At 71.8% G+C, this 15,268-nt stretch carries 11 protein-coding genes and 1 pseudogene; 5 read left to right on the top strand and 7 right to left on the bottom strand.

Annotated features, from left to right (window positions below; genetic code table 11):
• Nucleotides 1-147: 147 nt before the first annotated feature.
• Entirely contained in the window at nt 148-4,095 is a 3,948-nt protein-coding gene (locus H504_RS0109685; RefSeq protein ID WP_026422617.1) for a type VII secretion protein EccC, read from the top strand.
• On the top strand, nt 4,092-5,246 hold the full coding sequence (locus tag H504_RS34185) for a S8 family serine peptidase (RefSeq protein WP_051385672.1): 1,155 nt from the start codon (nt 4,092-4,094) through the stop codon (nt 5,244-5,246). The genes H504_RS0109685 and H504_RS34185 overlap by 4 nt, the downstream gene beginning before the upstream one ends.
• 31 nt (nt 5,247-5,277) lie before the next feature.
• On the opposite strand, the gene H504_RS0109675 is transcribed toward H504_RS34185, so the two are convergent.
• From H504_RS0109675 to H504_RS0109645, 7 genes and pseudogenes are all read right to left on the bottom strand, one after another.
• Nucleotides 5,278-5,511, bottom strand: coding sequence for a WD40 repeat domain-containing protein (locus H504_RS0109675; RefSeq protein ID WP_026422616.1), 234 nt, complete (start codon nt 5,509-5,511; stop codon nt 5,278-5,280).
• Between the two features lie 10 nt (nt 5,512-5,521).
• Nucleotides 5,522-5,806 (bottom strand): annotated as a pseudogene (locus H504_RS43850) (ATP-binding protein); the annotation flags it as partial.
• Nucleotides 5,807-5,894: 88 nt separating this feature from the next.
• Nucleotides 5,895-6,299 (bottom strand): PPOX class F420-dependent oxidoreductase, encoded by a 405-nt coding sequence (locus H504_RS0109665; protein WP_051385671.1) that lies wholly within the window; start codon nt 6,297-6,299, stop codon nt 5,895-5,897.
• Nucleotides 6,296-7,288, bottom strand: a complete 993-nt coding sequence (locus tag H504_RS34180) for a hypothetical protein (RefSeq protein WP_157440312.1) — start codon at nt 7,286-7,288, stop codon at nt 6,296-6,298. The genes H504_RS0109665 and H504_RS34180 overlap by 4 nt, the downstream gene beginning before the upstream one ends.
• Nucleotides 7,289-7,293: 5 nt before the next feature.
• Nucleotides 7,294-8,826 carry an FAD-dependent monooxygenase gene (locus H504_RS34175; RefSeq protein ID WP_051385669.1) on the bottom strand — a complete coding sequence of 511 codons (1,533 nt, stop codon included), beginning with the start codon at nt 8,824-8,826 and terminating at the stop codon, nt 7,294-7,296.
• On the bottom strand, nt 8,823-10,361 hold the full coding sequence (locus H504_RS0109650) for an MFS transporter (protein WP_051385668.1): 1,539 nt from the start codon (nt 10,359-10,361) through the stop codon (nt 8,823-8,825). Before H504_RS0109650 ends, H504_RS34175 begins: the two co-directional genes overlap by 4 nt.
• Nucleotides 10,362-10,569: 208 nt before the next feature.
• A complete protein-coding gene (locus H504_RS0109645; protein WP_026422612.1) occupies nt 10,570-11,469 on the bottom strand; it encodes a helix-turn-helix transcriptional regulator in 900 nt (299 codons plus the stop codon).
• A gap of 57 nt (nt 11,470-11,526) precedes the next feature.
• On the opposite strand from H504_RS0109645, the gene H504_RS34170 reads away from it, so the two are divergent.
• The 3 genes from H504_RS34170 to H504_RS34165 all read left to right on the top strand — a co-directional run bounded on the left by H504_RS34170 (nt 11,527) and on the right by H504_RS34165 (nt 15,245).
• Complete coding sequence (locus H504_RS34170; protein WP_051385667.1) at nt 11,527-13,014, top strand: MFS transporter; 1,488 nt, start codon at nt 11,527-11,529, stop codon at nt 13,012-13,014.
• Between the two features lie 2 nt (nt 13,015-13,016).
• Entirely contained in the window at nt 13,017-14,054 is a 1,038-nt protein-coding gene (locus H504_RS0109635; RefSeq protein ID WP_026422611.1) for an aldo/keto reductase, read from the top strand.
• 243 nt (nt 14,055-14,297) lie between these two features.
• Nucleotides 14,298-15,245 (top strand): AfsR/SARP family transcriptional regulator, encoded by a 948-nt coding sequence (locus H504_RS34165; protein ID WP_051385666.1) that lies wholly within the window; start codon nt 14,298-14,300, stop codon nt 15,243-15,245.
• Nucleotides 15,246-15,268 lie beyond the last annotated feature (23 nt).

Below are 15,268 nucleotides of genomic sequence, written 5' to 3'. Positions count from 1 at the left end.
AGACCGGCCAGACCGCGTGGAGTTCCGCGTATCCGCCGTCCTAACCGGACTGAAGTCCCGGGGGTGGTGGCTGACTCCGACGGGCGATGGGCTTAGGTTGTGCCCGGCGCACCCCCGCCATGACGGCGGCATCGAGGGAGTCCACCGATGAGCACGACGTTGTTTCGCAGGCAGGCACGCGAAAAGCCACCGGAGATGCCCGGTGGTGAGCTGTCGTTGCAGGAACCACCCGTGCTGCCCGAGACCATCGGCGGCGGCATGGGCGGCATGCTCATGTACCTGCCGATGACCATCGGTGGCGGCGCGGCGATGTTGTTCTTCATGGGGCCGCAGAACCCGAAGATGGCGATGATGATGGCCGGGATGATGGGCCTGATGGGCGTCATGATGGTGGTCGGCCAACTGGGCAAGGGCGGCACCGAGCGCAGGCAGCGGTTGCGCGGGGAACGGCGGGACTACCTGCGGTACCTGGCGGCGACCCGGGTTCGGGTACGCGCCGTCGCCGAACAACAGCGGACCGCGTTGCGCTGGCGGCACCCCGATCCCGCCGGGCTCTGGTCGGTGGCCATGACCGGGCGGCTGTGGGAGCGCCGGGCCGCGCATGCCGACTTCGCCGAGATCCGCATCGGGGTCGGACCGCAGCGGCTGGCGATGACCATGACCCCGCTCAACACCAAGCCCGTCGCCGATCTGGAACCGTTGTCCGCCCGCGCGTTGCGCCGGTTCACCAACGCCTACACCACGATCACCGACCAGCCGACGGCCCTGTTCCTGCGTGGTTTCGCCCAGGTGCGGTTCAGCGGCGAGCCCGACGCGGTGCGCGCCACCGCGCGCGCCGTGCTCGCGCAACTGGTCACCTTTCATTCCCCTGAGGACCTTCGCGTCGCCGTGTGCGCGAGCGCGGACCGGATTGGCCTGTGGGACTGGGTGAAGTGGCTGCCGCACGCGCAGCACCCCGTCGAGCAGGACGGCGCGGGGCACGTGCGGCTCCTCGCGGACGGTGTCGACGCGTTGACCGAGCTGCTCGCCACCGAACTCGGTGATCGGGCCAGGTTCGAGTCCGCCGCGACCCCGAGTCGGGAGGAGCCCTACATGGTGGTCGTCCTCGACGGGGTGAGCGTGCCCGCGGAGTCCCGGTTGGCCGCCGCCGGGTATCGCAACACCGTGGTACTGGACCTTTCCGGCGCGATCGACGGTGGCGTCAGCCGGTCCCGGCTCCGGTTGGACCTCGCCGGTGACGAGCTGCACACGGTGCGCACGGACCGCACCGGGCAGGAGGTCCGCACCCACCTCGGCATCCCCGACACGCTCAGCGTCGCGCGGATGGGCGCGTTGGCGCGGGTGATTTCCCCCTACCGGCTGAACTCGACCGGTGACGTGGCGGAGCCGATGGTGGCCGACTTCGACCTGCCCCGCCTGCTCGGCGTACCCGACCTGGACGCGTTCGAGTCAAGATCTTTGTGGCGCGCGGAGTTCGGCCCCGACCGGTTCCGCATCCCGCTCGGCGTGGCCGAGGACGGTTCCAGCGTCGAGTTGGACATCAAGGAGTCCGCGCAGGGCGGCATGGGCCCGCACGGCCTGCTGATCGGCGCCACCGGCTCCGGCAAGTCCGAGCTGCTGCGCACGCTGGTCCTCGGTCTGGCGATGACCCACTCGTCCGAGATCCTCAACTTCGTATTGGTGGACTTCAAGGGTGGCGCGACGTTCCTTGGTCTGGACCGCCTCCCGCACACCTCGGCGGTGATCACCAACCTCGCCGACGAAGCACCCCTCGTCGCCAGGATGCAGGACTCGCTGCACGGTGAACTCGTTCGCAGGCAAGAACTCCTGAGATCGTCCGGGAACTACAGCTCGCTGCTCGACTACGAGCGCGCCCGACACGGCGGGGCCTCGCTCGACCCGCTGCCCACTCTCTTCCTGATCGTCGACGAGTTCAGCGAACTCCTCGCGACCAACCCGGACTTCGCCGAGCTGTTCGTCATGATCGGCCGCCTGGGCCGGTCGCTGGGCGTGCACCTGCTGCTGGCGTCGCAGCGCATCGACGACGGCCGCATGCACAAGCTCGAATCCCACCTGTCGTACCGGATCGGTCTGCGCACGTTCTCCGCCATGGAAAGTCGTTCCGTCATCGGCGTTCCAGACGCGTACCAACTCCCCAACGCCCCCGGCAACGGCTACCTCCGCAGCGATGTCGCCACCCTGACCCGCTTCAAGGCGGCCTACGTCTCCGGCCCGCACCAGCGGCGAACGAGAGAGCAACGGCAGGAAGAGGTCCGCAGGCAGGTCGTCGCCTTCGGCGCGCGCAGGCTCCCCACCACCAGGACCACCCCGACCACGATCGCCGACACCACCGGGACCGGTCCGCTCGACACGGTGCTCGACGTCGTCGTGGACAAACTGGTGGACCAAGGTCCGCCCGCGCACCAGGTGTGGTTGCCGCCGCTGGACAACCCGCCGCCGCTGGACCAGTTGCTGCCGCCGCTGGTGCCGGACCCGGTGCTCGGCCTCACCCCGGTGGGCTGGCCGGGCCGTGGTCGGTTCGTCGTCCCGGTCGGGGTGGTGGACAAGCCGTTCGAGCAGGTCCGGGACCTGCACATGATCAACCTGGCCGGGGCGGGCGGTCACGTCGGCATCGCGGGCGGCACCCAGGCGGGCAAGAGCACGTTGCTGCGCACCGTGATCACCGCGCTGGCGCTCACGCACACCCCGGCCGAGGTCCAGTTCTACTGCCTGGACTTCGGTGGCGGCACGCTGTCCGTCCTCGAAGGACTCCCGCACGTCGGCGGGGTCTGCGGCAGGCTGCAGCCGGAACGGGTCGGCCGGACCATCGCCGAGGTGCAAGCCGTGCTCGCCAAGCGGGAGCGGATCTTCGCCGAGCACGGGGTGGAGAGCATGGCCGCCTACCGCGAACGCCGCGCCGCCGGTGAGTTCCCCGACGACCAGCACGGCGACCTGTTCCTGGTGGTCGACGGGTGGGGCTCGCTGCGCACCGACTTCGAGCAACACGACCAGACCATCCGCCAACTCACCGTCCGCGGCCTGGCCTACGGCGTGCACCTCATGCTCACCGCGGGCCGTTGGTCCGATGTGCACAGTGCGCTGCGCGACCAACTCGGCACCCGGCTGGAGCTGCGCCTCGGTGACGCCATCGACTCGGTCGTCGACATGCGCAAGGCCGCCCAGGTCCCGCGCCAGCCCGGCCGCGGCCTCACCCCGGACAAACTGCACTTCCTCGCCGCCGTCCCGCGCGCGGACGGCTACGACAGCGCGGACGGGCTGGCCGAGGCGACCCGCGACGTGGTCGCCGCCATCGCCGACAGTTGGCCCGGCCGCCCCGCGCCGCGGGTCCGCACCCTGCCCGCCGTGCTCCCCGCCGCCGACCTCCCCGCCCCGACCGGCCGCATGCGCATCGCCCTCGGCGCGGGCGAACTCGACCTCGAACCGGTCTGGCACGACTTCGCCACCCAGCCCCACCTGACGGTGCTCGGCGACACCAGCAGCGGCAAGACGGCCGTGCTGCGCCTCGTGGCCTCCGCGATTTCCCGGGTGTACACGCCGGAACAGGCCCAGGTCGTCCTGATCGACTCCCGTCGCACCCTGCTCGAATCCGTTCCCCCCGAGTACCGCCGCGGTGTCGCCGTCGCCTCCACCCAGGCCGCGGAACTGATCCGCCCGCTCGCCGCCGAGCTGAAGGCCCGGGTACCCGGGCCGGACATCACGCCCGCCCGGCTCCGCCTGCGCGACTGGTGGACCGGCCCCGAGCACTACGTGATCGTCGACGACTACGACCTGCTCAGCACCGGCGCGGGCGGACCGCTCGACCCGCTGGTCGAACTCCTCCCGCAGGCCGCCGACATCGGCCTGCACGTGGTCCTCGCCCGCGCGGCCGCCGGGTCCGGCCGGATGTCGATGGACCAGGTCGTGCGCAGGCTCCAGGAGTCCAACACCCCGGACCTGGCGCTGTCGGTCCCGCCGACCGAGATGCCGTTGCTCAACGGCCAACGCGGCAGGCAGTTGCCGCCCGGCCGCGCGATGCTCGTCACCAGGCGCACCACCCTGCTGCTGCAAATCGGGTGGACCGAGGAAACCCCGTGACAGCCCGCCGGTTCGGTGTGCGGGTGGCGGCGACGGTCGCCGTGCCGGTGGTTGCACTGTGGACAGTCCCGGTGCAGGCGACCGCCCAAGCGGCGAACGGTTGCGCGCCAGCGGAATCGACTGTGGTCAGCCCCCTGCCGTGGGCGGTCCGCAGACTCGACGCCGCCCGGGTGTGGCCGTTGACCCGGGGCGCGATCACCGTCGCCGTCGTCGACACCGGGGTCAGCGCCGCCGCGCCCACCCTGGCGGGCGCCGTGCTACCCGGGTCCGATGTGGACGGTGGACCGGCGAACACCGACTGCGCGGGCCACGGCACCTTCCTCGCGGGCCTGATCGCCGCCCGCCCGGTGACGGACGTCGGTTTCGTCGGTGTCGCCCCCGCCGCCACCATCCTCCCGGTCCGCGTCACCAACGACCCGTCGTCGGTCAACGCCGACCGCCTGGCCGCTGGCATCCAACTCGCGGTCGACGCGGGCGCCCGGGTCATCGCCGTCGGCTTGATCAACACCACTGACAGCCCCGCGCTGCGAGCCGCCATCGCCTCGGCCCACGACCACGACGCCCTCGTCGTCGCCCCGGCCGCCGTGCGCCAGTCCGACCAGCACGCGTTCCCGGCATCCCTGGACGGCGTCCTCGCCGTCGCCCCCGTCGGCCCGAACGGCCCCACCACCGCCACGCTCGGCGCGCGCCCCACCTTGGCCGCCCCCGCCGAACAACTCGTCGGCATCGGCCCGTCCGGCCCCGGCCACCGCCTCGCCACCGGCCCCGAACTCGCCGTCGGCTACGCCGCCGCAGCCGCCGCCCTCCTCCGCGACCGCGCCCCAACCCTCACCGCCGCCCAAACCACCACCAGACTGACCACCACCGCCGACGCCCCAGCCGCCCCCACCCCCACCATCGGCGCAGGCATCGTCGACCCAGTCGCCGCGGTCACAACCATCACCGGCTCGCCCCACCACCCGCCCCTGGCCGCCGAACACCTCACGATTCCCCCGCAGGCCACTGTGGACACAACGCCCACCAGAAACGCCCTGTGGTTCGTCATCGCCCTGACCGCCACCGCCCTCCTCATCACCGCAGTCGTCACCGCCGTAACTCAGGCCCGCCGCCGCGCCAACAAACCCGACGGCGGGCCTGCACCACAGCGTTAGGCGAGTGACGTGGCCGTGTCCCAGCTCGCCCTCATGGACAGGGCGGCTGGTAAGCCAGGCCCGCAGACAGGTGGTTGTGCCACTGCTCAGCGGTGAGCACGTTGTGCGCCGCGGTGCAGACGCGCTGGGTCAACCGGTCGGGGTCGAGCTCCCAGAGCCGGACCGTGCCGTCGGAACTTCCACTGGCGAGGCGTTTCCCGTCCGAGCTGAACACCGCCGAGTACACGATGCCGGTGTGCCCCGTCAGCGGACCACCCGCGGACACGGGGTGATCCGGTATCCGCACATCCCACAGCCGCGGCGAGGTGTTCGATGAACGCGGCCACCGGATGCGTCGTGGGCGTGCACAGCACACGCGCCCAGGTTCGCGAGTTCGGCAGTGCCCCATTCGCCACCGCCTGCGCCAGACCCGCCCGCAGCACTGACGTCTTCCCCGCCCCGGACGGTCCGACGAGCATCAGTGGGCCACCACGGTGGTTGTCGAGTCGGGCGACCAAGTCGGCGATCATGCGGTCGCGACCGAAGAACCACCGAGTGTGGTTCTCGCCGAACGGCGACAGCCGGGGGTGGCACCCAGAATCGAAACCGTGATCGAAAAGCAGAAAGCGGCCGACCTCGTCACGAGGTCGGCCGCTTTCGTGGTTGCTGCTACTGCTTGCTCACCGACGTCGGTCGGACGACGTAGATGACCCGGTGCGGGGCGTCCGGGGGGAGGGCGTCCATGCGGAGGGAGTAGCGGTCGGCGAGTTGCATGAAGAAGGCGGCGTTGGGGTCGGGGTCGATGCGTTCGACGGTGCCGCGGACTTCCAGGTAGCGGTAGGGCTGGTCGGGGTCGTTCACCGAGAAGGCGACGCGGGGGTTGGCCGTCACATTCCGGTATTTGTGGCGGATGGTCGTGTTGCTGAAGCGGACGAACTCGCCGTCCCAGTGGAACCACATGGGGTTGACTTGGGGTTGGCCGTCGGGGCGGGTGGTGGCCAGGTGGGCGAAGAGGGGGCGTTCCAGCAGGTCCAGGTGGCTGGCCGGGATCACGCTGGGGACGGTGGCGGTCAACGGGTCTCCTCGGGAGCGCGGTGCAGGACGAAGTCGTCGGTGGTGTTGTGGTCGGGGCCGAACAGCACCTCCAGGCGGCCACTGAGAACGTAGTCCCCGCGCGGGGTGACCGTCACGGTGGAGGGGCCGCGCACCGGCCAGGCGGGGGCGGTCCACTGCTCGCGCGCGCTGCGCCACCCGTCGCGCGAGGCCAGCACCCGGACGGCGTCCGTCCCTTGTGGACTTCCGAGGGAGTTGGTCACGGCGACCACGGTACCGTCCGGGTGGACGGCGAGGCCGTCGCCGCCGACCAGGGGGTGCGGCAGCTCGACCGCGCTGATCTCCTTGGTGCGCAGGGAGATCCGGATCAGTCTGCCGTCGCCGGTGTTGACGCCGAGGAGGTAGCCGCCGGGGTGGTAGGCGATGCCGTTGATGCCGGTGCCCTTGCCGTCGGTCAGCCTCGGGTCGCGGACGAACACCGACGCCTCGCCGCGCGGGGTGACGCGGTAGACGGCGGAGCCGAACACGTCGGCGACGTAGGCGGTGCCGTCGGGGCCGATGGTGAGGTCGTTGACGGCGAACGCGGTGCGGGTGGGTTCGAGCCGGGTGAGGTCGACCAGGAACAGCCGCCTGCCGGTGGCCAGGTCGAACACGCCGAGCCCGCCGACCTTGTACGTCGACTCGGGCGTGGAGCGGGTCGACACCCCCAGGTCGGCGTAGGCGACCAGGACGCGGCCGCGGACCGGGTCGACGTGCACCCCGTAGCTGGAGATGACGCCGGGGTCGTCGACGAGCACCCGGGTCGAGCCGTCCGGGCGCACCACGGAGACCGTGCCGTGCCGGGCGGACCCGACCAGGAACGCCCCCCGGGTCGGGTCCCAGGTCACCCCCTCCGGGTGCAGCGACGGCGCGTGCCCGACGATCTCGGTGACGTGGTGCACGGGCGTGGCCACCGCGGGAGTGCCGGTCAGGGCGAGAAGGGCGAGGGCCACGAGGGCTGCTCTGCGCAAGGCGATCACCTTCCGTGAGTGGTCAGGGCGGGACGCAGGTTCCGCCGCAGGTAGGTCAGCAGCGGGCCGGTCTCCCGCGCGGGCGTGACGAGCGCAATGTGCTGGTCGGGTCGCACGAGCACGGCCAACGGCGTCCCGCCGGACCCGTCGCGGCGGGGGAGTGGCACGCCGGGCACACCGAGCCGCCCGCCTTGGGTGTCGAGCACCCGCACGTCGAGGTCCACGAACTCGTCGAGCCCGTCCGGCGCGGTGGCGTCGCACAGCAGCAGGGTGTGCCGGAGGTCCGGCAGCGCTGCCCGCAGCGACATCCGCCGACTGGTCCGGACATCCCACACCGACCGGTCGGGGACCAGCATCCCGGGCGTGAACCCGTTCGCCTCCTGGCCTGCCGCCGCGTACCTGGTGCGCAACCCCGCCAACGCGGGTATGTACGACACGTGCGCCACCCGGGCTGCCGACGCCGCGCGCAGGGCCAGGTCGCGGACGGTCACCTGGTGCGGCTTGGTCAGCATCCACAGCCGGGTCTGCTTGTCCGCCTGCCGGACCACATCCCTGGCCGCCTGGCCGCGCTCGTCGGCGTAACTGTCCAAAAGGGACTCGCCTGCGGATCCCCGCTCCACCAGGGCCAGCTTCCAGGCCAGGTTGTACGCGTCGTAGACGCCGGTGTTGAGGCCCTGCCCGCCCGCCGGGCTGTGGATGTGCGCGGCGTCGCCCGCGAGCAGCACCCGCCCCGCCTTGGCCCGGTCGGCATGCCGGGCGTGCACCGCGAACGCGCTGATCCACGACTCGTCGCGCAGCCGCAGCCCGCCGGGGCCGCGTTCGTCGATCAGCCGCTGCACCACGGCGAGGTCCACCTGGTCCCGGGTGAGGTCGGGTGGGGCGGAGGTGAACACCCGGAACTGGCCGGTGGGCAGGCCCGCGATCACCAGGACGCCGCGCGGTGAGCAGAAGTAGTGGTTGTCGTCGTGGGTGAGCGACCCGTCGAGCCGGGCGTCGGCCACCACGAAGGTGTGCGGGTAGGTCGCGCCGTCGAACCCGATGCCGGCCAGGGTGCGGACGGCGCTGCTCGCCCCGTCGCAGCCGATCACCCGCGAGTACTCCTCGACCTGCTCGGCCCCGGCGGGGTCACGCAGCCGGACCGTGACGTGGTCGTCGTGGTGGACCAGGTCGAGCAGTTCGGTACCCCAGTCGACCTTGCCGCCTGCCCGGCCGAGGCAGTCCGCGAGGATGTCCTCGACCTCGGGCTGCGGCAGGATCAGCGGCGCGGTGCGGTCCGGGAACCGGATGCGGGCGACCGGCCGCGCCGACGAGTAGTACCGGAACGACTGGACCCGCAGGCCGCGACGCCCCGCCGCCCCGTCCGCGCCGAGCCGGTCAAGGATCTCGACCGTGCGCGGCCACACACCCAGCGCCTTGGTCAACGGGGAGGGGCCGTCGGCGCGGTCGACGAGGCGGACCGGGACACCGCGGCGGATGAGTTCGGTGGTCGCGGTCAGCCCGACCGGCCCCGCGCCGACCACCAGCACCGGGCGGCTCACGCGGGCTCACCCACCGGCTCCGGCGCCACGGGCTCGGGCTGCCGACCGGGCAGCAGGACGGCCAGCACGACCGAGCCGACCAGGCAGATCCCGGCGATCAGCCACAGCGCGGTCTGGAAGGCGCCGGTGTAGCCGTCGGCGAGGAAGGCGGTGAACCCGCCGCGGTCGGTGGCGGCGACCTGGGTCGCGGCGCCCGCCACATCGCCCTGCACGACCTGGCCGGCCAGGTCCGAGGTCGCGTCCACCGGTCCGCCGCGCAACCGCGCCTGGGTGAAGGTGACCAGCAGGGCGCCCATGACCGCGATCGCCACGGCCTCACCGGAGAGCCGCATCGTGTTGAACATGCCCGCCGCCATCCCGGCGCGCTCCGGCTCCACCGAGCTGATCGCGACCCCGTCGATGATGCCCGCGTTCAGCCCCATCCCGGAGCCCACCAGCAGCAGCGGGACCGCCAGGTCGCCCACGCCGACCCCCGGCCCGAGCACGGCGGCCAGCCACGCGGTGCCCGCCGCCATGCACAGCAGGCTCAGCACCAGCACGGTCCGGGTGCCCAGCGCCTTGGCCGCCAGCCAGGCGCCCACCATCGGCACGACCAGCACGGGCAGGGTCAGCAGCAGCATCCGCAGGCCGGCTGCCGAACTGGACACCCCGTCCACGCCGATGAAGTACTGCGGCAGCAGCACCGCGAGGCTGACGAACCCGAACGCCGCCACCACCGGCAGCAGGCACAGCGCCACGAACCGCGGCTGCCGGAACAGGGAGAGGTCGAACATCGGCTGCGCCTGCCTGCGCTCAACACCGACGAACACCCGCAGCAGCACGATCGCCGCGAGCAGCAACACGAGCACCAGCACGTCGACCCAGCCGCGCAGCGGGCCCTCCACCACGGCGAGGGTGAACGCGAACAGCCCGCCGGTGAACGTCACGGTGCCCAGCCAGTCCACTGTGGACGCACCGGGGTTGCGCGACTCGCGCAGCAACGGCACCAGCGCCAGCACCACCAGCATGATCACCAGGTGCGAGCCGAACACCGCCCGCCAGCCGAACGCGCCGACGAGCAGACCGGACGTGCTCGGCCCCAGCGCCAGACCCGCGCCCGCCGCCGTCCCGAACACCCCGAACGCCCGGGTCAACGCCGGACCCTGGTGCACGTCGGCGATCATCGCGCTGCCCGCGGTCAACACGGCCGCCGCGCCGACCCCGGACAGGCCGCGCAGCACGTCGAGCAGGTAGATGTCCCCGGCGAACACACTGGCCAGCGACGTCAGCGCGAAGACGAGCACACCGAAGCCGAACAGCCGCTTACGCCCGATCGCGTCGGCGAGCGCCCCGGTCGCGAGCATGAAGGTCGCGAAGGTCAGGTTGTAGGAGTTGACGACCCACTGGGTCGGCGCGAGCGTGGCGTGCAGGTCCGCGCCGATGCTCGGCAGGGCCACGGAGGTCCCGGTGAGCGAGGCGGGCAACACCAACACGGCCGCGCACACGGCGAACAACGTCAGTCCCGGCCGGGCGACCGGTGGGGAGGCTGTGCTCATGGCGGGAGAGGCCCTCCAGTAGGTGGGGTGGTTCGGCCGTGCTCTCGGCCGCTCGCCAACCTGCTGGACGGTTCTCAACCCCGACTCAAGCTCCCCTCAGTGCCTATTTCTCCCGCCCCCCGCCCCCTCTTCCCCGCCCGGCATCGTTCCCGGCTTGGCAGGTCGGCTCACCCGCGCCATCCCCGGCTTGGCGGGCGTTCGGGTGGATTCAGCCTGCTTCTACCAAGGTGATGCGGGGAGCTGATGCTTCCTGTTCGAGGAGGGTGGTCAGCTTGGTCATCGTGTCGGTGTGCGCGAGGGGGGTCTGCAGGACCAGGCGCAGGTCGGTGCGTTCGGCGAGGCGCAGGGTGGTGTGCTCGAAGATCAGGCAGCCCGCCCGGGGGTGCTCGATCGCCTTGACGCCGCCGCCCGGGAGGCGGACCTCCTGCTCGGCCCACAGCCCGGCGAAGTCGGTGCTGCGCTCGGAGAGGTCCGCCACCAGCGCCTGGAACTCCGGGTCGTCCGGGTACTGGGCGGCGGTGACCCGGAACTCCGACACGACGTGCGGGGCGTACTCCGCCCAGTACCGGTACCGGTTGCGGAACGACGGCTCGGTGAAGTACGCGACGAGGCAGTTCATCGGTTCCCCGTCGGCGCCGGTGCCGTCGCCGTCGCGCAGGCCGAGCACCACCCGGGCGGAGTCGTTGACGGCCAGGACGTTCCAGTAGCGGTCCAGCACGTACGCCGGGTTGGGCAGCCACGTGTCCAGCACCCGGCGCAGCTCGGCGGACACCTCGGCCTCGGCGGACTCGACCGGCTGCGGCGGGTTCATCCCGGCCAGCCGGTAGAAGTGCACCCGTTCGAGTTCACTCATCCGGAGGGCGACGGCGATGGCGTCCATCACGCTCTCCGACACGCGGATGTCGCGGCCCTGCTCCAGCCACATGTACCAGGACGCCCCCACCCCCGCGAGCACCGCGACCTCCTCGCGGCGCAGGCCAGGGGTGCGGCGGCGGCCCCCGCCGGGCAGGCCGACGTCCTCGGGGGAGAGCCGCGCGCGCCTGCTGCGCAGGAAGTCCCGGAGTGCCTCGCGACGCCGGACGAACTCGGGCGGACTGGTAGTGGTCACACCACTACTATAAGTTCGGTCTCCCCACGGCGGTGAAGATCTCACCAAGCTGCCACCATGGCTACCGTTCGGCATACCGACCAGCCCGCGTCGCTCGCGGGATCGCGGTACTGGCTCATCCTCGTCCTGCTCTGCGCCGCCCAGTTCATGGTGGCGCTCGACTTCTCCATCGTCAGCGTCGTGCTGCCCAGCATCGGCAACGACCTCGGCATCGCCGTGTCCGACCTGCAGTGGGTGGTCGCCTCGTTCGCGCTGCCGTGCGGCGGGTTCCTGCTGCTGTTCGGCCGCCTCGGCGACTTCCTCGGCCGCAGGCGGATCTTCCTCGCCGGTCTCACCCTGTTCACGCTGACCTCGCTGCTGGGCGGGCTGGCCGGGTCGGCGTGGCTGCTGCTGGCCGCCCGCGCCGGGCAGGGCCTCGGCGCGGCGATGATCGTGCCGTCCGGCATGGCGCTGCTGACCACCTCCTTCCCCGAGGGACCGCAGCGCGACCGGGCGCTCGGCGTCAACGGCGCGCTGATCTCGCTCGGCTTCACCTCGGGTGTGGTGCTCGGCGGGGTCATCGGCGAGGCGTTGGACTGGCGCTGGACCATGCTGATCAACGTGCCGCTCGGCGCGCTGGTGCTCATCGCCACCCCGCTGCTGATCGCGGAGAGCCGCAACGCCGCGAGCACCTCGCTCGACATCCCGGGCGCGATCACCGTCACCGGCGGTCTGCTCGCGGTCATCTACGGTGTGGCGACGGCGGAGAAGGCGGGCTGGACCGCGCCGACGACGTTGGGTTCACTCGCCGTGGGTGTGGTGCTGCTGGCGGCGTTCCTGGCGATCGAGGCGCGCAGCAAGGCCCCGCTGGCGCCGCTGCACGTGCTGCGCCGCCCGACTGTCGGCTGGGGCAACCTGGCCGGTCTGATCACCTTCTCGATGATCACCGCAACGGTGTTCCTGATGACCCTGTACATGCAGCGGGTGCTGGCGTTCAACCCGCTGCAGACCGGCCTGTCGTTCGCCTCGCTCGGCCTGGCCGCCGTCGTCGGTGGCGCGGTCGCGCCGCGACTGGTCCGGGCGCTGCAGGCCCGCGGCACGCTGATCGTCGGCCTGGTGCTGCAGGCCATCGGCACCGGCGCGCTGTTCTGGTTGTCCACTTCGGACAGCACGGTGCTGTTGCTGGTCGGCACCGGGATCGCGGGCTTCGGGCACATGGTCGCCGTGGTCGCCTACGCGATCGTCGCCACCTCCGGGCTGCCCAACGAGGAGCAGGGCCTGGCCAGCGGTCTGATCACCACCTCGCAACTGGTCGGCCTGACCGTCGGCATCCCGGTGCTCAGCTCGATCGCCACCGGCGGGCTCGGCTCGATCACCGACGCCGCCGCCAAACTGGCCGCCACCCTCGACGGCATCCAGGCCGGGGTGCTCACCGCCGCCGCGGTGATCGTGTTCGGTGTGCTCACCACCGTGGTGTTCCTGCGCCGCGGGGCGGGCGCCGCGCCGGTCGCCGTCGAGGCGGGCGCGTCGACCGAGTCCGGTTCGGAAGCACCGGTGGGCCGGTAGCCATGCGCACCCGATTCCTCGGCCGCAGCGGCCTGCAAGTCTCGGAACTGTCCTTCGGGGCGATGACCTTCGGCGGCAGCCACGGCTACCAGCACATCGGCCAGGTGCACGGCACCGAGGCCAAGGCCATCGTCGAGCGGTGCGTCGCCGCCGGGGTCAACCTGTTCGACACGTCCGACGTGTACTCCGGCGGGCGCAGCGAGGAGGTGCTCGGCGAGGCGCTGCGCGGGCTGCGCTCGGAGGTGCTGATCGCCACCAAGGTGCGGTGGGCGGTCGCGGGCAACCCCGGGCCGAACGACCAGGGCCTGTCCCGCCACCACATCGTCCGCTCGGTGGAGGCGAGCCTGCGCCGCCTCGGCACCGACCACATCGACCTGTACCAGGTGCACGGCTGGGACGGGCGGACGCCGTGGGAGGAGACCCTGCGCGCGCTCGACGACCTGGTGCGCACCGGCAAGGTCCGCTACCTCGGCGCGTCCAACCTGGCCGCCTGGCAGTTGACCAGGGCGCTGGGCATCAGCGAGCGCGACCGGTTGGAGCGGTTCGTCGGGCACCAGATCCAGTACAACCTGATCAGCCGGGAGGCGGAGTGGGACCTGCTGCCGATGGCCGTCGACCAGGGGGTGGGCATCACCTGCTGGAGCCCGCTGGCGGGCGGCCTGCTCGCCGGGCGGCAGCGACCGGGGCAGCACCCGCCCGCGGGCACCCGGCGGGCGATCGGCTACTTCGAACCGCACGACACGGGTAAGGCGTTCGACACCGTGTCGGTGCTGCACAAGATCGCCGACAACCGCGGCGTCACACCGGCGCAGGTGGCCATCCGGTGGCTGCTCGACCAGTCCGCGGTCAGCTCGGTGATCCTGGGCGCGCGGGACCTGGCCCAACTGGAGGACAACCTGGCCGCGGTGGGCTGGACGCTCGACGACACCGAGCGGGCCGACCTGGACCTGGTGAGCTACGCGCCGCCGCCGTACCCGCACTGGCACCAGATCTCCACCAACGCCGCCCGCGCCGACTCGCCGGTCGGCGTGGACGGCTAGCGAAATCGAACAGCGGCGCCGAGAAGTGCAATGCTCCTTCCGGGTGGAGCATTGCACTTCTCGCCGAAAGGGGTGTGGCGCTTCTCCGCCATTCTCCCAAAATGGTTGATGTCAAGACGGGACCATTTTGTGAAAACCTGGTCGGTGATGTAGGTCACGGCCATCTGGTGAATCGTGTTCTTACGATACGCTGACCGGGTTGAATCCCAACCAGGGCAGATATCAATTTCGTGGGGGAATTGTATGCCAAGCGTATCAGGGGCGGTAGCGGAATCCTCGGCGGCGGTCGACCAGGACGCGGCGCTGGAACAAGACGATCTCGATGACTTAGCCGACGCGGCCGCGTCGGCGCGGCAGCCGCCGGTCGCCGCCGGGGTGCCCCGGCCAGCGGTGCGGCTCGGCCTGCTCGGGCCGCTCACCGCGGTCGCGGACGGCCGGGACGCCCGTCCCGGCGCGGGCAAACAGCGCCAGGTGCTCGCGCTGCTCGCGGTGCACCGCAACCGGGTGGTGCCGGTGGACTCCATCGTGCGCGAGGTCTGGCACGACCAGCCGCCGCGGTCGGCGCTGACCGCGCTGCAGACCTACATCGGCCAGATCCGGCAGGCGTTCGCCGAGCGGTTGTGCCTGGGGCGCAAGGAAGTCGCCTGCCGGTATCTGGTCACCGAGGCGGGCGGCTACAGCCTGCGGCTCGACCAGGGTGGCCTCGACCTGCACACCTTCGAGACCGGGGTGGTCCGGGCCAGGGCCGCGATCGCCGTCGGCGACCTCGCTGCCGGTAGGCGCAACCTGCGCGCGGCGCTGCAGTGCTGGCGGGGCAACCCGGTGGAGGACCTGAAGACCGGCCCGCTGCTGAGCCGGTGGGCCGAGGGCGTCGCCGACCTGCGGCTGTCCATGCAGGAGCGCTGGATCGAGCTCAACATGGCCGCGGGCCTGCACCGGGACATGCACGCCGAGATCACCCCGCTGTGCGCGGAGCACCCGCTGCACGAGGGGTTCCAGGCGCTGCTGATGATGATCCTGCACCAGTGCGGGCGCAGCGCGGCGGCGTTGGACTCGTTCCTGCGCTTCCGCGCCAGGATCGTGGCGGAACTGGGCGTGCAGCCGTCGGGACGGCTCTCCCGGCTCTACCAATCGATCCTGGTCGGCGATCCAGTCCCGCCACCGCTGGCGGCCGCCGCCCCGGTTGCCTGAGAATAGTGCGAATAGCCGCACCG

This window comes from Actinokineospora inagensis DSM 44258 (genome assembly GCF_000482865.1).
Taxonomy (GTDB): Bacteria; Actinomycetota; Actinomycetes; order Mycobacteriales; family Pseudonocardiaceae; genus Actinokineospora; species Actinokineospora inagensis.
This window is presented reverse-complemented; position numbering and strand designations above follow the sequence as displayed.

Coding starts and splice junctions, on each gene's coding strand:
- H504_RS0109650 (WP_051385668.1), bottom strand. CDS start 10,361: ATGAGCACAGCCTCCCCACCGGTCGCCCGGCCGGGACTGACGTTGTTC.
- H504_RS0109635 (WP_026422611.1), top strand. CDS start 13,017: ATGCGCACCCGATTCCTCGGCCGCAGCGGCCTGCAAGTCTCGGAACTG.
- H504_RS34165 (WP_051385666.1), top strand. CDS start 14,298: ATGCCAAGCGTATCAGGGGCGGTAGCGGAATCCTCGGCGGCGGTCGAC.
- H504_RS0109685 (WP_026422617.1), top strand. CDS start 148: ATGAGCACGACGTTGTTTCGCAGGCAGGCACGCGAAAAGCCACCGGAG.
- H504_RS34170 (WP_051385667.1), top strand. CDS start 11,527: ATGGCTACCGTTCGGCATACCGACCAGCCCGCGTCGCTCGCGGGATCG.